The following is a 23,865-nucleotide window of genomic DNA, read 5'->3' as shown; positions in this document are numbered from 1 at the left end:
GCGCTTAACAATACCAATTTAAGGTAAAGCTGCGGGCTTTGCCTTAAATTTTTGGAACAACCAACTAAGCGCAACTAACGACAAGCCTAAGCCGATAAACGAAATAGCCCGCAATAATCCAGTTAAGTTTGCCATATCAATCAAGAACACTTTTAACACTACCAGCGCCAATAAGCCAAGGCCAAGCTTTTGTAATAACGTAATGGTTTTTAAATGCCCTATCACAACCACCAATGCACCGATAACAAGCCAAACTAAAGAATAACTGTAAAGCTCGGCATCTGAGGTTGGCAAAGCAATATTTATAAACTCGCCTTGCCAGTTGTGGCGAATTTCCGCATTGATATATAAAACACTCATCACACCTGCAAGTGCTGTAAACAGCTTTTGTAAATAGTGCTGAGATTTCGTCAGTCGGCTTGCCCAAATTGCAATTAAAGCTGGTACTAACCAAAGTAATAGTAACCAGTTAATAATCGGCCAGCTGCCTATATTTATCGGTTCAAAAAACGGATTTACAGCGGTAAAGCTTTTCACTACTAGCAAGCCGCTTAATGTTAATAACGCAAAACCAGCCATTTGATAGAGCTTAACCAATTGCGCAGTAAAGCGTGAGCGCAGTAAGTAAACACAGCCCAAGATGCCCCAGTTACAGGTCAGTAAAATATGCTCATACACAGACAAATTCTCAAAGTCAGGATAGCGCCCTACTAACTGATAGCTCGTCTCTGTGGTAATAAATAAAGCAATGCAATGTAGGGCTGCACCCTCTAGCCACATTCGAACAGATTGCTGCTGCCAATGCCTTGCTGCCAAGTAAAATAAGCAAGCACATACAGGATAAACAACCAAACTCCAATGTACACCGAGCAGCAGCGCATCACTGTAATCCGCTGACCAAGGTGCAAAACTTAATCTAATGAGTAAAGCACCAACTAAACCTTTAAGCGGCCAAGTCAGTATGCTGAGTGACTGTTTATTCACATAAAAACTGATCAACAACACTTGCACAGCAAGCGCTAAGGTCAAGCTGTTACCTTCAAGGAGCATGGTTAATGCCAAACTAATATTGGCATTACCGCCGAGCCAGTAACTAAATACTCGCATTGGATTTGTGCTATTGATGGATAACTTAAATAGCCAGGCAGACAGTGCCAGTAATACAAAGCACCAAACCGGGTATGCCGTCATCAAGGCATGGTCGGGAGTGATGAGATATAAGCAACTAATAATCACAAAACTTGAAAGTGATGCAAGTAACGTAAAGCCAAAGCGTTTAGGGTATTTACGACCAAATAAAAAACCATAGCCTGCAAACAGAGCAATAAAGAACAGCCCTGCTCCGTAGTTTTGCCGAAATACAAAAAGTTGCTCAGAATAATCAACAGTATTATTTTGCCCTGTCAGCAAACACACCACACTCACCACAGATATTATTAGCCAGTGATCCCATGCACTGTTTTTTAATACCAAAAACAACAGTAAAGCCACTAACAACAACATACTCAATTGCCAAGTAAGCAGTTGGTTACTACTCATGAGTAAAAGATAAAGTGGTACGACAACCGCTAATAACAGAGGGTTGTCGGGCAGTTGTTTCAGTAGCGTTTTAAAGCGATGTGGGCGGTATTCAATTTGCTTAAAGCCCAGCCCAAGGCGTGGAATAGCAATTAACAATATGATGCTAAATAGAGCATAAAGATTAATAAACCAATGCAGGTTTTTAGATACTGTAAATGCAACTAAAATGTACCAACCTAAATGACCTGCCCATAACAGATACCACAGCCAATGACGTTTTACATAATGCGCTACCAGCGAAGCAGAAACACTAACAAAAGCAACATAGGTAAGCAGCGCTATAAAATCATTATTCCCAGTATTGACCCAAACCGGCACGCTGTAGGCGCCAATAATACCAATGACCGCAAGCACTGGACCAAAACGCAGCGCCATCCAGCTTGCAGCTACAGAGATTAAGGTTAAAACGCTAAATGCAGGTAATGCTTGGAGTAAGCCATAATGGCTGTAGGCCAGTAAAGTGAGCGCAAAACAACTGATAAAGCCGCCGCTAGCAAGCGCAGCGGGAATATAGTTACTAAACCCATCAAAGATAATACCTTTACGATGTAACACCTCAGCCGCAACAATTAAGCTCAGACCAAAAATAGCCCCAAGTGTGAGTCGCATAGTTTCGGATAATAAGCCTGCTTCCAGTGAATAGCGGGCTAAAAAGATACCACCAAAGGCAAGTGCAACCGCTCCTACCCAAGTTAGCCAATTGGCTTTGATTTGTGTAACGAGTTGGCTTACTAGCGGATTTAAAATGGCAGGCTTGGGTTTTGTTGGCTCTGGCTTTTTAGCGATAACCTCAATCGGCTTAATAATGACTTTCGGCTTTGGTTCAAATTTTGCTGAGTCAGTCAGATCTTCGTTTGAATTTTCAAACGTGTTTGCAGTATTTGTTTGAGGGTTATTAACAAATGTCGCGTTAAGTTTTACTCGAAGAGCAGCCACCTCTCGCTTTAAACTGGAGAGTTGAAAAAAGGCAAAAATACCAGCAATTGAGCCACCTACAACAACTAGTGCTAGTAAGACTAGTAACGCAATACCGCCGTCCATACTCTCTCCTTGTGTATACTTTAAACAAAAAAGCAAAAGCCTTAATTGTTTATACAATAAACACTTAGCAAGAGTAAATAAACAACGATATTGCGTTTTAGCCGGTTAAGACTGTTCAGTCACCGTACGCTCTAAGGTCATCTTGTAACCTGAATCAGTGGTTTCATCGTGTTCAATCACCAAGATATAGTTACCTTCTTCGGTAAAATCCATATCACTTTGTTGCAAGAGCACAATCTGTTGGCCGTTATCTTCAAACACCACATAAGTTGTATAAACTTCGTTATCAACCACCTGCTCTTGTTGGTCGTATTGATCTAACCCTTCAACAACATTGCTAGTATCTTCAACCGTTTCGCCATTGAGGGTAAAGTACACATCGACTTCGTCTATCTCTTGCCCTGCATAGCTATCAATTAAGTTAACCACAGTAACTGCGTGGCTGTAGCTGCTTGGTGTTAGATTTTCTTCAATGGTCATCATACGAGGGCCGTAATCTTTGTCATTGTAGAAAAGACCAACCGCACTTTGCTCACGCTCTAATGTCATTAAGAAATTATCTACAATCGTGTCGCCAGCTTCATCTAACATGGCGACGCTGTAACTATTTGGCGACATGTTCATGTATTCAGAGTAACTATCGTTGCTAACAACTTCGGTGTTAGTCGCCGTTGTGCCTCGGGTTACTTTAAACTGGGTTTGTGTGTAATCATCAATAGTATTGATAAAACGCAGCTGACCTTGCGCGTCTTGGTGGTTTAGTTGTGTTACTGAACTACTTGCCGTCACGACGTCAAGCGTAATGCCATCTTCTTCTGTTGCATAACTTGGGCGGATCATCGCCATGTACGTTGCTTCATCATTAAAGTACACGGTTGGTGATTCAAAAATCACATCAGTGCTACCGCTAGCGGTAATATAAATAGTGTAATAACCTTCCTCAAGCGTCGCTAATTCTGGCTCAACGAGGTATTGCGAAGTCATTAATAACTCAGCGGTATCAAATAACCCGTCGTCAGTGGCAACATATACATCGTAAAGATTGTCTTCGCCAACGATATTAAAAAAGCCAACATTGAATTCATCTTCATCGCTTGACGTCGGCACACTTAGCTCAGTAAACATTGGTTCAGCAAAGTCACCATTCATTACTAATAACTGAGTTTGATCATTTTTTATATTGATAGTTTCTTCGTCAATCGTAATATAACTGTCGTTGGCATCAACATATTCAAAACTGAGATCATACTCCCCCGAACTGTAGTTATGACGAGTTGATACATCACCAAAGTCTGCCCCCGAGCGCTCAGTGTCATCAACAAATAAACGCGTGTATGGGCTGTTGTAAGAGCCATTGTACAGTTGCACATAGCCACTGTTGCTACTGCTGCTGTCATCGCTTGAGCAGGCAGCTAGTACCGAAAGCAAACTTGAGGCAACAATTGTTTTAAGCAGAGTGCTTTTCATGGAATTTTTTCCTTATTGTTTGTAATACCCCATTTTGACTTGAATAAATCGAAATAATTCTATGTTTTACAAACTATTACCTTCACTTACAGTTACTTACGATAAGGTTAAAAAGTGTAGAAAATGATGTAGAAAAGCACTTAATTAATCATAATTATGGACAGATAATCACATTTATAGTGAAAGCAGCTTACTTTTACACGAAAAGCAAATAATGGTTACATTTTAGGCGTTTATGCAATCAAATCAGATAAATTATTAGATAGTTAAATTTGCGCTATGCAGCACAAAAAAATTAGCAAATAATGGTGTTCACACAAACGGGATTAGAATGAGGACTATGAACACGATTTTAACCACTCAATGCGATGATGATGTTGGTCTAATAGCCAAGATCACTGGCCTTTGTCATCAGCATAATTTAAACATTACGCGTAATAACGAATTTGTAGATAAAGACGCTAAACGCTTTTTTATGCGTACAGAGTTAAGCGGTGTTATTGCTGAGGACTTTTTACCAAGGCTTGCTGAGCTACTTCCTGATGGCGCAGAGCTTGCCCTGCACAGCAGCGAAAAAACGAAAGTGGTATTGCTTGCCACTAAAGAAGCGCACTGCTTAGGTGGTGTATTACTTAAGCAGTTCGAAAAAGCCTTAAACATCGAAGTACTGGCTGTGATTGCCAACTACGCTGATTTAGCGCCATTGGCTGCAGGCTTTGGCGTGCCATTTCATGTGGTATCGCACGAAGGTTTAAGCCGTGCGGAGCATGATCAACAAGTCGGTGATTTAATTGCCAGCTATCAGCCTGATATTATCGGCCTTGCAAAATATATGCGTATTTTAAGCCCTGAATTTGTGGCGCGCTTTGAAGGTAAGATTATTAATATTCACCATTCATTTTTGCCTGCCTTTATTGGTGCAAAGCCTTACCATCAGGCGTTTGAACGCGGTGTAAAAATTATTGGTGCGACCGCCCATTTTGTTAATAATGAGCTTGATGAAGGGCCGATTATTTTACAAGATGTGACGCATGTCAGCCATGCGGATACCGCAGAGATGATGGCAAAAATGGGTAAAGATGTAGAGAAAACAGTATTCTGTAAAGCGCTGCAACTCGCATCTGAACATAAACTGTTTATCAATGGTAATCGAACCGTGGTGTTCGCTTAAGCAATAAAATGAAGAGGCTGAATGGCCTCTTTATTATTTTTATTATCGTTTGTTATGCCGACTCAATAGGCTCTAGTTGCAATTTAGAGGCAATTAATACCGCTTGAGTACGGTTATACACACCTAGCTTTCTAAAAATTGCTGTAATGTGTGCTTTAACGGTTGCTTCAGAAATATGTAACTCGTAAGCAATCTGTTTGTTTAACAAGCCTTCGTGCAAGTATTGCAACACCTTGTATTGCTGCGGTGTCAGTGAAGCCACTTGCGCTGCAATTTCTTTGTCTTCGCCATCTACGGCAGCCACTTTATCTTTAAGTTCAAGTGGCAGCCAAACATCGCCTTCAAGAATGTGGTTGATTGCCAGCGCAATATCATCTGATGAAGATGATTTAGGAATAAATCCCATCGCACCATAACCCATTACTTTAGAAACTACATTGATGTCTTCGCTGCCAGAAACAACAGCTATTGGTAAGCTTGGATAGTCTTCGCGAATGCGAATAAGGCCGTATAAATCGCCATTGCCTGGCATGTGAAGGTCTAGTAGTAAGATATCAAGATCTTCTTGCTCGCTCAGCACCTGCAAGGTGGTATCAAAGTTTTCCGATTCAAACACTTCTAAATCAGCGAACTTAGCACTCAATGCCCCTTTCAGCGCTTCACGAAATAACGGATGATCGTCCGCTATTAAAAACTGACTCATGGTTCACTCCTAATAAATTCGGCTGACACCTATTTCTAAGTGACAGCCGATATATTACGTTTAGAATCAACTTCTAATCAAGTTTTTAACGCGATTTTAACGATTTAATCGGTTTTCGATTAGCTCATCAACAACGCTCGGATCGGCTAGTGTAGAAGTATCTCCAAGCTGTTGGTGCTCATTTGCCGCAATTTTACGTAAAATTCGACGCATGATCTTACCAGAACGAGTTTTCGGTAAACCCGGAGACCATTGGATCATATCTGGTGATGCAATTGGGCTTAACTCTTTACGAACCCAGTTACGTACCTCTTTTGTTAGTTCATCACTCACTACAACACCCTCATTTGGAGTGATGTAAACATAGATGCCCTGACCTTTAATATCATGCGGGTAACCAACTACAGCCGCTTCTGCTACTGCTTCGTGAGCAACCAATGCACTCTCGATTTCGGCAGTACCTAGGCGGTGGCCTGATACGTTAAGTACGTCATCTACACGGCCTGTGATCCAGTAGTAGCCATCTTCATCACGACGACAACCGTCACCAGTGAAGTACACACCAGGGTATGCTGAGAAATAGGTTTGTTCAAAGCGCTCATGGTCGCCATAAACTGTGCGAGCTTGTGATGGCCAGCTGTCTAAAATAACAAGGTTACCGTCAACCGCGCCTTCTAATGTGTTGCCTTCAGCATCAAATAGTGCCGGTGCAATACCAAAGAACGGACGAGTTGCAGAACCTGGTTTCATATCTGTCGCACCTGGTAATGGTGTGATCATGATGCCACCAGTTTCTGTTTGCCACCAAGTATCGACGATTGGGCAGTTTTCGTTACCAATATGCTCGTAATACCATGCCCACGCTTCTGGGTTAATTGGCTCACCTACAGAACCCATAACACGAAGACTTTTACGAGTTGAAGTCGCTGTTGGCTCATCGCCTTTCGCCATTAGAGCACGAATAGCAGTCGGTGCTGTGTAAAGGATAGTCACGTTGTGCTTATCAATTACTTCACCCATACGCCCCGCTGTTGGGTAAGTTGGTACACCTTCAAATACGACTTGCGTGCAGCCATTCACTAATGGGCCATAAGCAATGTAGCTGTGACCTGTGATCCAGCCCACATCGGCACTACACCAGAAAATATCGTCTTCTTTAAGATCAAACACATATTCATGTGTCATCGATGCATAAACAAGGTAACCACCGGTAGTATGAACCACACCTTTTGGTTGACCCGTTGAGCCTGAAGTATAAAGAATGAAAAGCGGATCTTCTGCATTCATTGGTTCAGGTTCGCACTCAGCTGGTAAATCAGCGACAAGCTCATGCCACCAAACATCATGACTATTCCATTCAACTTCACCACCCGTTAGCTGATGAACAATAACGTGCTCAACGGTGGTTACCGAGTCTTGTGATACCGCTTCATCAACATTTGCTTTAAGTGGTACGCAGTTGCCAGCACGGCGACCTTCGTCTGAAGTAATGACCACTTTAGCGCCTGAGTCATTAATTCGGTCAGCAATCGCTGATGGAGAGAAACCACCAAATACTACAGAGTGAATCGCACCAATACGCGCACACGCTTGCATAGCGTAAATAGCCTGCGGTGTCATTGGCATGTAAATAGCGACACGGTCACCTTTCGATACACCTAATTTTTTAAGGCCATTAGCTAATTTAGCGACTTCGTCGTGAAGCTTTTGGTAGCTGATGTTTTCGTTATGTTCAGGGTTGTCGCCTTCCCAAATGAGGGCTGTTTTATCGGCTTTAGTAGCAAGGTGGCGGTCAATACAGTTATAAGATGCGTTTAGTTGGCCGTCTTCATACCAGCGAATACTGATGTGGCCTTTGTCGAATGAAGTATTCTTTACTTTATTGTAAGGAGTTGACCAATCAAGGCGTTTACCGTGCTCTCGCCAAAATCCCTCAGGGTCATCAATCGATTGCTTATACAGTGTATTATATTTATCGTTATCAACTAATGCAGCATTCTTGATATGCGCTGGTACTGGATAGATACTTTCTGACATTGTTGTCGTCTCCATTTTAATTACTTGCCTACGGCCTGCATCAAGGATCACTCAGCAAAGCCCCTGAAAGTATTAGACCTTAGTTGTATATCTTGTCATTTAACAAAAAACGTCGAAATCGCCTTCTATAATCTAGTTCAATGTTAGATTGGTTGTGATTTAACCAGATATTCCACCTTAGTCTAATAGACCAATAGATAATTGAGAGAAGTCTTATCTTAAACAACAGTGGTACAACAACATTATTAAAAAATCATTAATGCAACAAGTAGCTTCGACAGGAATACACATTATGACAACAACAAAAGTAACCGCATTAAAAACACTAGCAGCTTCAGCTGTTTTATCAGCACTTGCCAGCAATGCTAACGCTGCAAACATTGGTAACACAGAGGTTTCTTATGGTGGCTATGTAAAACTTGATGCCATGTGGAGTGATTACTCAGCAGGCGTACCAGCCGGTGGTAGTATTGGCCGTGACTTCTATGTACCAGGTACAACACCAGTAGGCGCAGACAGCGACAGCGATGCTGTATTTGACATGCACGCGCGCCAATCTCGCTTTAACCTAGGTACCGCAACAAAGTTAGACGATGGCAAAACCATCAAAACTAAAATTGAAATCGACTTTATTGCTTCAGCACCAGGCGGTAACGAACGTGTAAGTAATTCTTATGCACCACGTATTCGTCAGGCATTTGTAACTTATGATGGCTGGTTATTTGGTCAAGCATGGTCAAACTTTCAAAACGTAGGCGCATTACCTGAAACACTCGACTTCGTGGGACCTGCTGAGGGTACCGTGTTCGTACGCCAAGCACAGGCACGTTACACTACTGGCAACTGGTCATTCTCTATCGAAAACCCAGAGAGCACAGTCACAGTAGACGGCGCTCGCGTAGCCACTGATGATGCATCAATGCCAGACTTTACAGCACGTTATGCACATAAAGCTGATTGGGGGGAATTAGTATTTACCGGTCTTGCTCGTCAATTAACTTACAAGCAAAATGGCATTGATGCAGATACATCATCGTTCGGTATCAGCGCCTCAGGTAAAGTTAATTTTGGCCAAAACAACCTAAAATTCATGCTAACTCAAGGCTCAGGTTTAGGCCGCTACATTGGTTTAAACGTAGCAAATGGTGCTGTGCTTGATGGTGATGATTTAGATGCGATTGATTCAACATCAGGTTTTATTGCCTACCAACAACACTGGAACAGCCAATGGCGTTCTACTTTCCTTTACTCATTCTTCTCAGCAGATAACAACACAGATTTACTTGCAGTGACTGGCGACCCTACAGAAATGAGCCAAAGCTATAGTGCCAACCTTTTATACTCGCCTGTTAAAAAGCTCACCTTTGGTGTTGAGTTTAAACATGCCGAGCGTGAGTTAGAAAGCGGTGCTGACGGTGATATGGATCGTCTACAGTTTTCTGCAAAATACGTTTTTTAAGATTTAAACTTATTTACTTCCTGAAGCGGCTTCGGCCGCTTTTTTTATATCTCCTTTTTATATTTCTGTGCCCTTTAAACTTTTTTGCAATCAATTATTCATTAAAACAGCAAACCTTAATTGCAAATTATTTTCATTTAGATTAGATTACGCATTAATTTCACTATTCATTGAACTAATTGGAACTTTGCATGTCATCAACAAAATTTTTGCGCTTATCTCAATTAAGCCTTGTGACCTCAGCACTTTTAAGTGGCCACGCTTTTGCAGAACAACAAAAAGAAGAACAAGCAATTGAAAAAATTGCCGTGTATGGCCAGCATCATAAAAACTACATCACTGAAGAAGCACAGTCAGCGACCAAATTAGGGCTAACAATTAAAGAGACACCACAGTCAATCTCTGTTATTTCACGTGCATTAATGGATGACTTCTCACTCGATAACCTTAACGCAGTTCTTGAAAGCACACCGGGTGTGACTGTTGAGCAAATTGAAACTGATCGTACTTATTTTAAAGCTCGCGGTTTTGAGATCACTAACTTCCAAGTTAATGGCATGGGTATGCCGCAAGACAACGGTTCAATCCAAGGTACTCTTGATACCTCTATTTTTGATAGTGTTGAAATTGTACGTGGTGCCAATGGTTTAATGACAGGTGCGGGTAACCCTTCAGCAACCGTGAACATGGTTCTAAAACGCCCTACTTATCAAACACAAGTAAATGCGTCTGTATCGTATGGCTCTTGGGACAACAAACGTTTAGAGCTTGACGCTTCAACAGCTATCAACGAAAACCACGCTGTACGTGCAGTATTCACTAAGCACAAAACTGAGTCATACCTTGACCGTTACGAGCAAGATAAAACAATTTATTACCTAGCCTACGAAGGTCAATTAACTGATAGCACAGTAGTCACTGCAAACTATGTAAATCAAAAGAAAGATGCCGACAGCCCACTTTGGGGTGCCTTACCACTTTATTACAGCGATGGTTCAGCAACAAACTTTGATGCGTCAACCAGCACTGCTTCAGATTGGTCATATTGGAATAACACAACTGAGCAGCTGTTCTTATCAATTGAGCAAGCAATCACCAATACTTGGTTCTTAAAAGCCAGCTACGCGCACTTAGAAAATGAGCAAGATTCTGAGCTTTTCTATGTTTACGGCACACCAGACAGAGAAACAGGTCTTGGCCTAACTGGTTATGCTAGTGAATATGACCACAAAGATAAGCACGACATTTTAGATATCTACGCAACAGGTAAATTTGATTTATTTGGTATGGAACATGATCTGTCGTTTGGTGTAAACCAAGCAGATATGGATAACAAAGATAAATCATTGTATGACTACACTACAGGCAATGGTTTCCCTGCAATGCCTGAGCTAGGTGGTTGGGATGGTGTTGCACCAGTGCCAACACTAACCGATGGTTTAACAGGTGCTGATATCACTAGCCGTCAACGCTCTGCATATATTTCAACACGCATTCGTGCAACTGACGCATTCAGCATTTTAGCGGGTGTAAGCCAAGTAAATTGGGAAACGGAAGGTGCCTCTTACGGCGTTGCAAAAGACAAAGATAGCGACCAAACGGTGCCTTACTTCGGTGCTGTGTATGATATCAACGAAAGCTTCTCAACTTACGCAAGCTACACAGAAACCTTTGTTCCGCAAACAGAGCGTGACGTAAACGGTGATTATTTAGATCCAATCACAGGTAAAAGTAGCGAAATTGGTGTAAAGGCACAGCTACTTGATGACGACTTATTTGTAACTGTAGCCTACTTTGATGCAAAACAAGTTGGCCTTGCTGTTGCTATCCCAGGTTCATTACCTGATGACACTCGCTACTATGGCGCAGATGGTATTAACAGTGATGGTATTGAAGTAGAGCTTAGTGGCAAAATCAACGAAACGCTGAGCGCGAGCTTTAGTTTCAGCAATCTAAACATTGATGGTGATGAATTAGTTAAAAACTACACACCTGAAAACCAATTTAAACTTGCTGTCACTCATAAGGTACCTGAGGTTGACGGCTTAACCTTTGGTTTAAACTACCAATGGCAAGACGACACTAAACGTGTACAACCTACTCAGCCGTCTGGCGTTGTTCCTGTTACTAAGCAAGATGCTTACGGCTTATTAAATCTAATGGCAACATACGATATTAATGACCACATGAGCGTTAACTTAAACGTTAATAACGTAACTAACGAAAAGTACTTACATAGCTTGTTCTGGGAGCAAGGTTATTACGGCGCACCGCGTAGTTATTCAGTATCTTTCAACTGGCAGCTATAATTTTATAAAGCGACAAGTTTTAAGCTTTAAGTACATGAAAAGCCGCATCATATGCGGCTTTTTTATTACTCCATTTTACTCTAAGAGCAAAAAACATAGCGAATAGCCTTCACTTCATTGCACCTTATAAATTTTTCTGTAGTTTATTAAAAAATGAATATTTTAGTTATTTGGTACAGATTAATGGATGCTAAAAAATCGAAACGCTCTAGAAGATGTCCAGATTGTGGATGGAAGTTTCTAATAGCCAAAGCGAGAACACCAATAGACAGGGTTGACGGTAAACTATTCACTTGCCCTGATTGCCAAACAGCTCTCATATATCGAACTGATACAGAACTTATGTATCGAATTTTCACGCTGATGACAATTCCGGCTATTACCTTGGCATTCATATATGACGATAATGCGCTATTTGAAACAATAGCGATTTTTTTGATAATCCCTCTGGCAACCCTTGCTGCTATTTTATGGCGTCGTAGCGAATATATTGAACGTGTAAAATAACTTAAAATTGTCACTGAATTGAAAATGAGACAAACTACTTCCTACTCCAACAACTGCGTGTATATCCCGCATTAAGTTCTGCAATTAAACGCGATATAAAATCGCAACTACAAGCAACCATAAAAAAACCGCTAACTGTGTAGCGGTCTTTTTGTGTTAAGTGCGGGTCAAATCACGCTTAACTATACTCTTTTGCGGTGTTTATAGCTCGTCTTCAGCTAATAGGCCTGCATCTTCACCATCTTCTGGTTGCACAGTTGCTTGAAGTAATAGCATCTCACGTAACTTACCTTCGATCTCATCTGCGATCTCTGGGTTGTCTTTTAAGAACTTAATTGAGTTTGCTTTACCTTGACCAACTTTGCTGCCATTGTAGCTGTACCAAGCACCTGATTTTTCAACAATCTTATGCTTAACGCCTAGATCGATTAGTTCGCCTTGTTTAGAAATGCCTTCGCCATACATGATGATGAACTCAGCTTGTTTAAACGGCGGAGCAACCTTGTTTTTAACAACTTTAACGCGGGTTTCGTTACCAACAACCTCATCGCCTTCTTTCACTGAACCAATACGACGAATATCGATACGTACTGAAGCGTAGAATTTAAGTGCGTTACCGCCTGTTGTTGTTTCAGGGTTACCAAACATAACACCAATTTTCATACGGATTTGGTTGATGAAAATACATAGTGTGTTTGAACGCTTGATGTTACCTGTAAGCTTACGTAAAGCTTGTGACATTAAGCGAGCTTGTAGACCCATGTGTGAGTCACCCATGTCACCTTCGATTTCAGCTTTAGGTGTTAAAGCTGCTACCGAGTCAACAATCACAACATCAACAGCACTTGAACGAACTAACATGTCACAGATTTCTAATGCTTGCTCACCCGTGTCTGGCTGAGAAACAAGTAAATCATCAATGTTTACGCCCAATTTTTGTGCGTATACAGGATCTAAAGCGTGCTCAGCATCTACGAATGCACACGTTTTACCTTGCTTTTGAGCTTCAGCGATAACTTGTAAAGTAAGTGTTGTTTTACCTGATGATTCAGGACCATACACTTCAACAATACGGCCTGTAGGTAAACCACCAATACCTAGTGCGATATCGATACCAAGTGAACCTGTTGAGATTGCTTCAATATCTAGGGCTTTGTTGTCGCCCAGTTTCATAATTGAGCCTTTACCAAATTGACGCTCAATTTGTGATAAAGCAGCGTCTAAGGCTTTTTGTTTGTTATCGTTCATTCTGTTCTCCAAATCCGGCTAATGCAGACAGTATACTGTATGAAATCACAGTATCAAGCTAATTTTCAGATTTTATCAATTCAATTATGTTTTTTAACGAATAAACAATAGCTTGCAGTCTAACTTCAGCTCTATCACCAGCGAAAACCTGTTTGCTTGAGTAGTTTTGACCAGCCAAATGAATACAAAACCACACTAATCCCACAGGTTTATCCAGTGTTCCACCACCGGGGCCTGCTATCCCCGAAATAGCTATTGCAATATCGGCGTTTGCAGCTTTTGCCGCCCCCGATGCCATTTCAACAACGGTTTGTTCACTCACCGCGCCAAAGCTGTTTAAGGTTTGCTCGCTAACGCCAATGAGCTCATGTTTTGCTTGGTTACTATAAGTAACAAACGCTCGGTCAATATAATTAGAACTGCCCGGGGTATCGGTGAGCGCATAACTCACTCCACCGCCAGTGCATGATTCTGCGGTAGTGATCCATAAGCGTTTATCCGTTAAAATAGCTCCTAATTTCGCAGCAAGTGTTTTAATCTCTTGATGTAATTCCATATTCAGCCTTTGGGTAAATACATGTCGTTTGATCTTTATGCACCGCACACTATAAAACAACAAACCCCTATGATGCAGCAGTATCTAAAAATAAAAGCCGAGCATCGGGATATTTTATTGTTTTATCGTATGGGCGACTTTTACGAACTTTTCTTTGATGATGCCAAGCGTGCAGCACAACTTCTTGATATTTCTCAAACCCACCGAGGTAAAGCCGGTGGCGATCCCATTCCAATGGCGGGTGTGCCCTATCACGCAGTAGAGAACTATTTAGCTCGCCTTGTACAAATGGGTGAGTCGGTGGCTATTTGTGAACAAGTTGGCGACCCAGCTACTAGCAAAGGCCCTGTTGAGCGTAAAGTTGTGCGCATTGTTACACCGGGCACTATTTCTGACGAAGCGTTATTACAAGAACGCCAAGACAACTTGCTAACCAGTGTGTGGCAAAGTAAACAAGGCTTATATGGTATTGCTTATTTAGATATTAACTCTGGCAGATTCAATGTGTTAGAAGTAAATACTGATGAAGCATTTAGCTCAACATTACAACGTTTAGCCCCTGCTGAGCTGCTCTATAGTGAAACATTTGCAAATGTGCATTTAATTGAACATATCAAAGGCGCACGTCGTCGCCCAGAATGGGAATTTGATTTAGATACTGCACAGCATTTACTTTGCGACCAATTTGGCACCAAAGATTTAGTTGGTTTTGGTGTAGACAAAGCACACGCTGCATTGGTGGCTGCGGGCTGCTTAATGCAATATGTAAAAGACACTCAACGTATTGCCCTGCCGCATATTCGTGCGATTACCCTTGAGCAAAACGAACACGCGGTGATCTTAGATGCCGCAACCCGTAAAAACCTTGAACTAACAGTTAATTTATCAGGCGGCTACGAAAACACGCTTGCACAAGTACTTGATAAAACAGCGACTGCGATGGGTTCACGCTTATTAAAGCGTCGTATTCATACACCAGTGCGCAGCAAAACAGAGCTCAACTCTCGACTAAACGCTATTAGTGCAATTATCGATGCGCAATTATGTGGTGAGCTACAAGAGTCATTAAAGCAAATTGGCGACATTGAGCGTGTTATCGCCCGTTTAGCGCTTTGCACAGCACGCCCGCGTGATTTAACGCGCCTGCGTAGCGCACTGCAAGCTCTGGCACCATTACACGAATTACTTTTGGACGCCAACGATCCGCGTATTAGTCAAATAATAGCGCAATCACAGCAATTACCTGAGCTACAAGACTTACTAGAGCGTGCTGTCATCGAAACCCCACCGGTGCTTATTCGTGATGGGGGTGTTATTGCCCCGGGTTATAACAGTGAGCTTGATGAATGGCGTGCCCTAAGCCAAGGCGCAACCGATATTCTCGAAAAGCTTGAAGAACGTGAGCGTGAACGCACAGGCATTAGCACTTTAAAAATTGGCTATAACAAGGTGCATGGCTTTTTTATTGAAGTAAGTCGCGCTAACTCGCACTTGGTTCCTGCCGATTATATTCGCCGTCAAACGCTAAAAAATAATGAGCGCTATATTATCCCTGAGCTTAAAGAGCACGAAGATAAAGTACTTGGTAGCCAGTCAAAAGCGCTAGCACTTGAAAAACAGCTTTACGAGCAACTCTTTGAGTTTATTGCTCCGCACATTGAGCAGTTACAAACAATGGCAGCAGTTTTAGCAGATTTAGATGTACTTAATAATTTAGCCGAACGTGCGCAAGCGCTAAATTATGCTAAGCCAACACTGTGCGACAACGATAATATCAGTATTAAACAGGGCCGCCACCCAGTGGTAGAACAGGTAATGAAAGACCCGTTTATTGCCAACCCTGTAGAGCTTAATAACGACCGTAAAATGTTGATTATCACAGGTCCAAACATGGGTGGTAAATCAACCTATATGCGCCAAACCGCACTTATTGTTTTGATGGCTCACATTGGTTGTTACGTTCCTGCTGATAGTGCAGAAATTGGTAATATTGACCGTATTTTTACGCGTATTGGCGCAAGTGATGACCTAGCATCAGGGCGCTCAACCTTCATGGTTGAAATGACCGAAACGGCAACAATTTTAAATAACGCCACAGCACAATCACTGGTACTGATGGATGAAATTGGTCGCGGTACTTCGACTTATGATGGCTTATCGCTTGCCTATGCAACGGCTGATTATTTAGCATCAAAAATTGCCGCTAAAACCTTATTTGCAACTCACTATTTTGAGTTAACCGAACTGGCCGAACAAAAAACGGGATTGGTTAATGTGCACCTAGATGCTATTGAACACAACGACACCATTGCCTTTATGCATACCGTGCTTGAAGGCGCAGCAAGCAAGAGCTTTGGTTTACAAGTTGCTGCTTTGGCTGGTGTACCAAAAGCGGTTATCCAACAAGCAAAACAAAAGCTTAAAATGCTTGAGAATCATCAACCTGTTACTGCCCCTATTGAGCAACAACAGCAAACATTAAGTTTTGATGATGAACCTTCAGAGCTTGAATTAACCTTAAAACAGCTTGATCCAGATAGCTTAACGCCAAGACAAGCACACCAACTACTGTATCAATTAAAAGATTTACTTTAAATTTTGAGTGGATATAAAAAAAGCTGACGTAACGTCAGCTTTTTTGTGTGTTCTGAACCCGTGGGTTCGATACCCTTGATCAGGTATACATTGTTGTCAAATCAGGTGAATTGGTCGAATAGGCTATCTGTACTTAAACCTTCGTGTTGCAAAATGTCTTTTAAGCGACGTAATGCTTCCACTTGAATTTGTCTTACACGTTCACGTGTTAAGCCAATTTCACGACCAACATCTTCAAGGGTTGATGGCTCATAGCCCAGTAAACCAAAACGACGAGCAAGTACTTCACGCTGTTTCGGGTTTAACTCTCCAAGCCAATCAACAATGTGCTTGTTGATGTCATTGTTTTGTACTTCGCCTTCTGGACCGTAGTCTTTCTCATCGGCGATAATATCTAATAACGCTTTGTCATTTTCACCACCGATAGGTGTATCCACCGAGGTGATTTTTTCGTTTAAACGCAGCATCTTAGTAACATCTTCAACCGGCTTATCTAAGCACTCTGCAATTTCTTCTGCTGTGGGTTCATGGTCAAGTTTCTGCGTTAATTCACGGGCTGTTCTTAAATAAACATTAAGCTCTTTGACCACATGAATAGGTAAACGAATCGTACGTGTTTGGTTCATGATGGCACGTTCAATGGTTTGACGTATCCACCAAGTTGCATAAGTTGAAAAACGGAAACCTCGTTCTGGGTCAAATTTCTCAACGGCTCTGATAAGGCCTAAATTACCTTCTTCAATAAGGTCTAGTAGCGCAAGGCCACGGTTGTTATAGCGGCGGGCAATTTTCACCACTAAACGTAAATTACTTTCAATCATTCGCTTGCGAGAGGCTTCACAGCCTTTCAGTGCTTTTCGAGCAAAATAGACTTCTTCTTCTGCGCTTAACAGCGGAGAAAAACCAATCTCACCAAGATACAGCTGTGTAGCATCTAAATTCTTGGCAACTTCTTCTTTTGCAAAAATTTCATCTTCGTTGTCGACTTCTTCAAGTAATTCAGAAGACTCTTCTTCGACTACCGTGTCATCAAATTTATCGTCAATCGCGTCAGTTTTTTTCTCAAGTTTTGCTGTGTGACCCATAAGCGTCCTCCCGAGCAAATATGTGATTGAGCTAAATCACTTTATCAATACCCTAAATGGCTAAGGTAGATACTTAGCAGGATTGACTGCTTGACCCCGATAACGAATTTCAAATCTCAAAGCCGTAACCGTAGAGTCTGAACTGCCCATTTCTGCTATTTTCTGCCCCGCCTTTACTTCCTGTTTTTCCTTTACAAGCAACTTTGAATTGTGCGCGTAAGCACTTAGGTAATCATCATTGTGTTTCAAAATGATTAAATTACCATACCCCCTCAATGCGTTGCCCGCGTATACCACAGTTCCATGTGCAGCAGCTACAACAGAAGCCCCTTGTTTATTAGTGATCTGTAACCCTTTAAAGCCGTTCTCTTTATTAGAGAAGCGTTGCGTTACTTTACCTTTAGCAGGCCAGTTCCATACAACTTTTGCATTAGAATTACGTTTTTTTTCACTAATTATTTTGTTGGCTTGTTTCTGAACATACTCTCGTTGTTTTGGCTGATCAAGCTCTTTCTTTAATTTTTTGTTATTTTTTTGTATAGAAACGGTAGACTTTTTACTCGAATTCGTATATTTTTTCGTCTTTTTTTGTTTTTGTGCCGATTTTATGAGCGAAATATTCTGCCCAGGGAAGATGGTATAAGGTGCTGGAATATCGTTTATTTTTGCGAGGGTTCGAAAATCTTGCTGAGCGCTAAAAGCAATTGAATATAAAGTATCGCCCTTTTTGACTACATATTTTGAGCCAGAGATATTTACTTTGCGAGTGGCGGGTTTAACTTTATTGTCTAAACTACTAACCGGTGCTGGGGCTTCGCGAGAAGTACAACCAAAGAGCAAAATACTAAGAAACAAAGTAACATAGACTGTTATCTGCCTGCTCATCGTAAAATGCTCCTTATCGTACTAGTTTAATGGTTTTACGGGTTATCGCAGTAAAAAGTACGCAACCACAACTAAAACAACTAACCCCCAGCCAAGCGCTTCAACATATTGACGTAATTTCTGCTCCATTTTAACGCCGCCCCACTTCATTAAAGCCGACACTAAGAAAAAGCGTGCGCCACGACCAATTGCCGAAGCAATTAGAAACGGCAGAAATGCCATTTGCATCAAACCAGCACCTATGGTGAAAACCTTATAAGGTATGGGGGAGAAGCCCGCTAAAAACACCACCCACACACCGTAGTTTTCAAACCAACTTAGCGCTGTGTCAAATTTCGCTTGCCAACCCATTTGCGCAATCAGCGGCTCGACCACAGGTTCGAATAACCAAAAGCCAAGTAAGTAACCTAAAATACCACCAATCACTGAAGCAATCGTCGTAAAGCTGGCAAAACGCCATGCTTTATCTGGTTGAGCAAGTGACATAGGTGCTAGCATGACATCCGGTGGTACCGGAAAAAAAACAGATTCAGCAAAACTCATCCCTGCTAAATAACGCTCTGCATGGCGATGTTTAGCCCATACCAGTGCCATATCATATAACTTAGTAAACAACTTCAAAGTTTAACGTCCTATTCAATATCACCAGGTACCAAAGGTACAAATCTTACTGGTGCAACTTTATGTTCTGTGAAAGTATCGCCATTTCTAACAACCATCATTAATTGCTGATCTTGCTCACCGATAGGTGCAATCATAACGCCCCCATCAGCAAGTTGAGCAAGTAACCCTTGTGGCATAGTGGCGGCTGCAGCTGTAACAATAATCCCCTCAAACGGCGCTTGTGATTGCCAGCCTTGCCAACCATCACCATGTTTCATGGTGACATTATATAAATCGAGTTTGTGCAAACGGCGTTTTGCTTGCCACTGTAGTGCTTTTATACGCTCTACCGAGCACACTTTAGTGAACGTTTTTGCCAGTATTGCCGTTTGGTAGCCAGACCCTGTGCCAATTTCGAGCACTTTATCACGTACGCCCGCTAAGCGAAGTAGCTCAGTCATACGTGCGACAATATAAGGCTGCGAAATCGTTTGTCCTTGACCAATTGGCAATGCAGTATTTTGATAAGCTTTGTGCTGTAAAACATCATCGATAAAAATGTGTCTGGGTGTTGAGGCTATCGCTTCAAGCACAGTGCTGTCTTCTACACCTTCGCGTTTCAATAACTCTGCTAATGCCAGTGCGCTGCGATTATAATTAGTCAGCACTATTAATCTCCATATTTGCTAACCAGCTATCGACTGCTTGTAAACTTTCTTTCGCTGTCATATCAACACTAAGCGGGGTCACTGATGCGTAACCATTATTTATGGCGTAAAAATCAGTGCCTTCACCTGCATCACTTTCAGCACCAAGGGTACCATACCAATAAATGTCACGGCCCCATGGGTCTTGTTGTTTCGTCATGGTTTCAGCTTTATGACGCGAACCTAAACGGGTTACCTTAACTCCTTTTAGCTCAGTAAGTGGAATATCTGGTACGTTTAAGTTGATGATTTGATCTTTCGGTAATGGGTGCGATGCCAACTCTTTGATAATACTCACCGCAATCGCAGCTGCAGTTTCAAAGTGATTTCCTTCTTTAGAGCATAACGACACAGCAATCGCTGGTAGTCCTAGGTGGCGGCCTTCAGTGGCGGCGGCAACAGTACCTGAATACAAGGTGTCATCACCTAAATTGGCACCGTGGTTTATTCCTGCTACCACGAGATCTGGCTGCTGCTCAGTTAACTCGTTAACCCCTAAGTGCACACAGTCAGTCGGCGTGCCATTAATTGAAATGAAACCATTATCAAGGGTAGTTGCACGCAGTGGATTCATTAACGTTAATGAATTACTTGCGCCACTGCAATTGCGATCTGGCGCCACTAAGGTCACATCTGCAATTTGCGTTAATGCATGATACAAAACCGCAATCCCTTTAGCATGTACGCCATCATCATTGCTCAATAAGATTTTCATTTACGCATCCTTTTGTTTTTGTTCTCTGGGACTTGCATCTTGATAGTCCACCAACTCACGCAGTAAGGCGGTAGCAAAACAGCCTTTTGGTAAACCAAAGCTTAACTTTAAAGTAGTTTCATCAATCGTTTCAACAGCTAATGAATCAGGAATAAGGCGTAACATTCTACGCTCATTCTTAAGGCCAAGTTCGCTAAGGCCCTCTATCCAAGATTGATAAGGCTCGAGCCACACTTTTTCGGTTTCGGTTAGGCCTTTTTCGCCTTTACCAACCATAGGGGCCGACATCACAATATCGCCAGATGCTAAGCGAGCAATATTGTCATCACTAATGTTATCTTCAAAAAAAGCATTACTACCGCTGAGCATAAACACTTCACGGTGCATTGTTTTTGCAAGACCATGCTCTTCAACTCGCATGCTCACGATTTCATTAAACACATAAGAGCGCGCCGCTGAAATAACTAAACCACGCAATTTTTTATCGCGGATACGCTCTCCAGCAAACATGCGCTTTGCCATTTCAAGGTTGTGACCACCATGCCCAAAGCGCTGCTCACCAAAGTAATTAGGCACCCCTGCACGCACCGCGTTGATACGGCACAAAATATCCAGCGGCTCAGTCACGTTGCGTAACGTAATGGTAAAGCGATTGCCTTTATGGCAACCCGTTCTGAGCTTACGATTATGGCGCTGTTGCGAAATTACAAAAAATTGCTCGTTATTCAGTTCACTAAATTCTATGTGCTTTTTAATTGGTACTGGCACGCTAAACCACTGTGTACACACGCCATGACGGTCTTTTAAGCCTGCATAACTCACGTCACGAGGGGATACCCCTGCTTTTTCGGCAATGCGTTTCGCAATAAACTGAGTATTTTCGCCTTTTTTTACAACCTGCAAGCAAACATGCTCACCAGAACCAGTAAACTCAATACCTAAGTCTTCATCAACCATGAAGTCTTCGGCGTGAGTTTTAAAGTCAGCCTTAGAAAGAGGTTTACCGTATAGGTAGTTTAACTCACTCATGCGCTTAGTTTGCTCATAATCACCACTGCGTGGCTTGAAATACCTTCTTTGCGGCCTTCAAACCCAAGCTTCTCTGTGGTTGTTGCTTTCACATTAACTTGTGAAATATCAGCTTCAAGGTCTTGGCATAAGTTTTCACGCATTGCTTGAATATGTGGCAACATTTTTGGTGCTTGCGCAACAATCGTGACATCGGCATTGCCAAGTACGTAACCTTGCTCTTTAGCAAGCCCAACCACGTGGCGTAGTAAAATTCGGCTATCAATATTTTCGTATTCGCTCGCAGTGTCTGGAAAATGCTTGCCAATATCCCCCATTGCTAATGCACCTAAAATAGCATCACACAATGCGTGAATGGCAACATCACCATCTGAATGCGCTAAAAAGCCTTGTGGGTAATCTATTTTTTCACCACAAATTACCAACGGGCCTTCGCCGCCAAATTTGTGTACATCAAAGCCATGGCCAATTCGAATCATGAGGTACTCTCGTTTTGTTGTTTTTGCAGTAAAAATGCTGCTAAATCTAAATCTTCTGGGGTGGTGATTTTAATGTTGTCACTGCGACCGGCAACCAGCTTAACAGGCTGCTTAGCCCATTCAATTGCCGATGCCTCATCAGTGATAGTCACACCATTTTTAAGGGCACTCGATAGCGCATTAGTCAGCGCTTGATAAGGGAAAAACTGAGGAGTGAGTGCCTGCCATAAATCATCACGAGGCACTGTTTGCTCACTGTGGGTATGACCGCGCTTAATGGTGTCTTTTACTTTTGACGCTAAGATACCGCCTTCATTGGCAGCGATGCATTCTGTCATTAAACGCTGAATATCAGCCAAACACACTAACGGCCTTGCCGCATCGTGCACAAGTACCCAATCAGGTGGATTATCAGCAAGTGATAGCAAGGCGTTAAGCACTGAATCAGCGCGCTCTTTACCACCACTCACACGCTCAATACGCTTATCTATGTGTGGTAAATCAGCAAAGTAGCCGTCATCATCACTAACTGCTACTTTGATGGTGTTTAATTCGTTAAGTTCTGCAAGTTTACTCAGGGTGTGTTCTAAAATAGTTTTACCCGCCAGTTCAATATACTGCTTTGGCGCCGAATGCTGCATTCGACTCCCTACCCCCGCAGCGGGAACAATGGCGGTTATAGTTTGCTTAATTTTCATTTTGTTGTTGGCCCGGCAAAACGCGAATAAAGGTTTCGCCAGGTTTAATCATTCCTAATTCATTACGCGCGCGCTCTTCGATACCTTCTTGACCAAGCTTTAGATCTTTTATATCTGCTTTAAGTACAGTATTGCGCTTTAATAATTTCGCGTTAGTGTCTTGATGAGAGGTAACCGCTTGTTTCAGACGAGTGTAATCTTGCACACCATTATGCCCAAACCATAAACGATATTGCAGAAATAAAGCCAAACATAACAAGGCGAATTGAAAAACCCGCATTGAACACTCCTTCGCGGTAAAATTAAGTCAAAGGGCGTTTTAAATTACGCCAATTTATATTGCTTGCTAGTAGCATTTCTCTTAATGACAAACGCTTAGGTGTGATGCGTTTATTAAATTGCCATTGATGACCGCAACACGCCGCCGCCATCACTGCCTTTGCAGGCTTAAGCAGTTGAATATGCGTGCTTTCTAGCGATTCACCTGAAGTATCAAACCAACCAAGCTCGTTGCAATGTACCTTATTGTCGCTTACTTGATCTAAGCTGTCTATGCGCACAGTTGTACATTGCTCGTCATTAATTAGCACGGGAACAATTAACCCGCGCTTAGCATGTTGACTATAAAAGTCTTTTGAGTCTTTTTTATTATAAACAGGTGGCGTTGTTTTTTGTTTTTCAAGCCAACTGCCATTTTGTGAATCAAGCTGTAATGGTGCATCGCCACTAACTATACGCATGGCTAAACGCTCAATATAGTAAGGCAAACTTGCTAATAAGCGTTTAAGTCTTGCAGTATCAGGTTCATCGACTAAACGCGGGATCTCACGAGCATAAAATGCATTACATAACTGCGCATACAAAGCACGCTCGGCATCAGTTTGCCAAATTTCGGCTTGTTGCGAGTGTTCGCTCTGTGAAGTTGGTTTAGACAATGCGCGCTCTTATAAAACAATTGCTTGACTGTTTTATAGCATAGAGCGTTTATTG

21 protein-coding genes are annotated in these 23,865 nt (G+C 42.1%); 5 read left to right on the top strand and 16 right to left on the bottom strand.

Translation table 11 applies throughout. The features are described 5' to 3' along the window. Positions 1–18 precede the first annotated feature (18 nt). Entirely contained in the window at positions 19–2,622 is a 2,604-nt protein-coding gene (locus tag L1266_RS05790; protein ID WP_235377068.1) for a DUF2339 domain-containing protein, read from the bottom strand. Between the two features lie 105 nt (positions 2,623–2,727). Next, on the bottom strand, positions 2,728–4,089 hold the full coding sequence (locus L1266_RS05785; RefSeq protein ID WP_235377067.1) for a hypothetical protein: 1,362 nt from the start codon (positions 4,087–4,089) through the stop codon (positions 2,728–2,730). 340 nt (positions 4,090–4,429) lie between these two features. On the opposite strand from L1266_RS05785, the gene purU reads away from it, so the two are divergent. Beyond that, positions 4,430–5,260 carry a formyltetrahydrofolate deformylase gene (purU, locus tag L1266_RS05780; RefSeq protein WP_054551156.1) on the top strand — a complete coding sequence of 277 codons (831 nt, stop codon included), beginning with the start codon at positions 4,430–4,432 and terminating at the stop codon, positions 5,258–5,260. Between the two features lie 52 nt (positions 5,261–5,312). Here the strand turns inward: purU and L1266_RS05775 are convergent, their stop codons facing one another. After that, the gene (locus tag L1266_RS05775; RefSeq protein ID WP_054551155.1) at positions 5,313–5,963 is read right to left on the bottom strand and encodes a response regulator transcription factor; all 651 of its coding nucleotides are present in this window, start codon (positions 5,961–5,963) and stop codon (positions 5,313–5,315) included. A gap of 96 nt (positions 5,964–6,059) precedes the next feature. Further along, positions 6,060–8,000, bottom strand: coding sequence for an acetate--CoA ligase (gene acs, locus L1266_RS05770; RefSeq protein WP_138618556.1), 1,941 nt, complete (start codon positions 7,998–8,000; stop codon positions 6,060–6,062). A gap of 292 nt (positions 8,001–8,292) precedes the next feature. On the opposite strand from acs, the gene L1266_RS05765 reads away from it, so the two are divergent. From L1266_RS05765 to L1266_RS05755, 3 genes are all read left to right on the top strand, one after another. Beyond that, on the top strand, positions 8,293–9,459 hold the full coding sequence (locus tag L1266_RS05765; RefSeq protein WP_138618554.1) for a DcaP family trimeric outer membrane transporter: 1,167 nt from the start codon (positions 8,293–8,295) through the stop codon (positions 9,457–9,459). Between the two features lie 191 nt (positions 9,460–9,650). Continuing rightward, the gene (locus L1266_RS05760; protein WP_235377066.1) at positions 9,651–11,768 is read left to right on the top strand and encodes a TonB-dependent siderophore receptor; all 2,118 of its coding nucleotides are present in this window, start codon (positions 9,651–9,653) and stop codon (positions 11,766–11,768) included. A 183-nt stretch (positions 11,769–11,951) separates the two neighbouring features. Next, a complete protein-coding gene (locus tag L1266_RS05755; RefSeq protein WP_235377065.1) occupies positions 11,952–12,275 on the top strand; it encodes a hypothetical protein in 324 nt (107 codons plus the stop codon). A gap of 201 nt (positions 12,276–12,476) precedes the next feature. Here L1266_RS05755 and recA read toward each other — a convergent pair whose 3' ends face one another. Further along, the gene (gene recA, locus L1266_RS05750; RefSeq protein WP_054551150.1) at positions 12,477–13,523 is read right to left on the bottom strand and encodes a recombinase RecA; all 1,047 of its coding nucleotides are present in this window, start codon (positions 13,521–13,523) and stop codon (positions 12,477–12,479) included. A gap of 58 nt (positions 13,524–13,581) precedes the next feature. Continuing rightward, entirely contained in the window at positions 13,582–14,079 is a 498-nt protein-coding gene (locus L1266_RS05745) for a nicotinamide-nucleotide amidohydrolase family protein (protein ID WP_138618550.1), read from the bottom strand. Positions 14,080–14,100: 21 nt separating this feature from the next. Here L1266_RS05745 and mutS point away from each other — a divergent pair, with 21 nt between their 5' ends. After that, the gene (gene mutS, locus L1266_RS05740) at positions 14,101–16,674 is read left to right on the top strand and encodes a DNA mismatch repair protein MutS (protein ID WP_138618548.1); all 2,574 of its coding nucleotides are present in this window, start codon (positions 14,101–14,103) and stop codon (positions 16,672–16,674) included. 101 nt (positions 16,675–16,775) lie between these two features. On the opposite strand, the gene rpoS is transcribed toward mutS, so the two are convergent. Genes rpoS through L1266_RS05690 form a run of 10 tightly spaced genes read right to left on the bottom strand, consistent with a single transcriptional unit; the run spans position 16,776 to position 23,810 of the window. Further along, positions 16,776–17,759: an RNA polymerase sigma factor RpoS gene (gene rpoS, locus L1266_RS05735; RefSeq protein WP_054551147.1), complete on the bottom strand. Its 984-nt coding sequence runs from the start codon at positions 17,757–17,759 to the stop codon at positions 16,776–16,778. A gap of 60 nt (positions 17,760–17,819) precedes the next feature. Continuing rightward, the gene (locus L1266_RS05730) at positions 17,820–18,644 is read right to left on the bottom strand and encodes a peptidoglycan DD-metalloendopeptidase family protein (protein ID WP_054551146.1); all 825 of its coding nucleotides are present in this window, start codon (positions 18,642–18,644) and stop codon (positions 17,820–17,822) included. A 42-nt stretch (positions 18,645–18,686) separates the two neighbouring features. Continuing rightward, positions 18,687–19,265 carry a YqaA family protein gene (locus tag L1266_RS05725; protein WP_054551145.1) on the bottom strand — a complete coding sequence of 193 codons (579 nt, stop codon included), beginning with the start codon at positions 19,263–19,265 and terminating at the stop codon, positions 18,687–18,689. Positions 19,266–19,276: 11 nt separating this feature from the next. Further along, the gene (locus L1266_RS05720; protein ID WP_054551144.1) at positions 19,277–19,915 is read right to left on the bottom strand and encodes a protein-L-isoaspartate(D-aspartate) O-methyltransferase; all 639 of its coding nucleotides are present in this window, start codon (positions 19,913–19,915) and stop codon (positions 19,277–19,279) included. Beyond that, complete coding sequence (gene surE, locus L1266_RS05715; RefSeq protein WP_138599729.1) at positions 19,905–20,669, bottom strand: 5'/3'-nucleotidase SurE; 765 nt, start codon at positions 20,667–20,669, stop codon at positions 19,905–19,907. The genes L1266_RS05720 and surE overlap by 11 nt, the downstream gene beginning before the upstream one ends. Further along, complete coding sequence (gene truD / locus L1266_RS05710) at positions 20,670–21,698, bottom strand: tRNA pseudouridine(13) synthase TruD (RefSeq protein ID WP_235377064.1); 1,029 nt, start codon at positions 21,696–21,698, stop codon at positions 20,670–20,672. Next, positions 21,695–22,177, bottom strand: a complete 483-nt coding sequence (gene ispF / locus L1266_RS05705; protein WP_054551141.1) for a 2-C-methyl-D-erythritol 2,4-cyclodiphosphate synthase — start codon at positions 22,175–22,177, stop codon at positions 21,695–21,697. Before ispF ends, truD begins: the two co-directional genes overlap by 4 nt. Then, positions 22,174–22,875: a 2-C-methyl-D-erythritol 4-phosphate cytidylyltransferase gene (ispD, locus tag L1266_RS05700; protein WP_138618540.1), complete on the bottom strand. Its 702-nt coding sequence runs from the start codon at positions 22,873–22,875 to the stop codon at positions 22,174–22,176. The genes ispF and ispD overlap by 4 nt, the downstream gene beginning before the upstream one ends. After that, entirely contained in the window at positions 22,865–23,155 is a 291-nt protein-coding gene (gene ftsB, locus L1266_RS05695; protein WP_054551139.1) for a cell division protein FtsB, read from the bottom strand. The genes ispD and ftsB overlap by 11 nt, the downstream gene beginning before the upstream one ends. 22 nt (positions 23,156–23,177) lie before the next feature. After that, positions 23,178–23,810: a hypothetical protein gene (locus L1266_RS05690; protein WP_054551138.1), complete on the bottom strand. Its 633-nt coding sequence runs from the start codon at positions 23,808–23,810 to the stop codon at positions 23,178–23,180. Positions 23,811–23,865: the final 55 nt, after the last annotated feature.

Source organism: Pseudoalteromonas sp. Cn5-37 (assembly GCF_021532495.1).
Lineage (GTDB): Bacteria > Pseudomonadota > Gammaproteobacteria > Enterobacterales > Alteromonadaceae > Pseudoalteromonas > Pseudoalteromonas simplex.
Note: the sequence above shows the minus strand (reverse complement) of the source record. Positions and strands in the feature narration are given on the sequence as shown.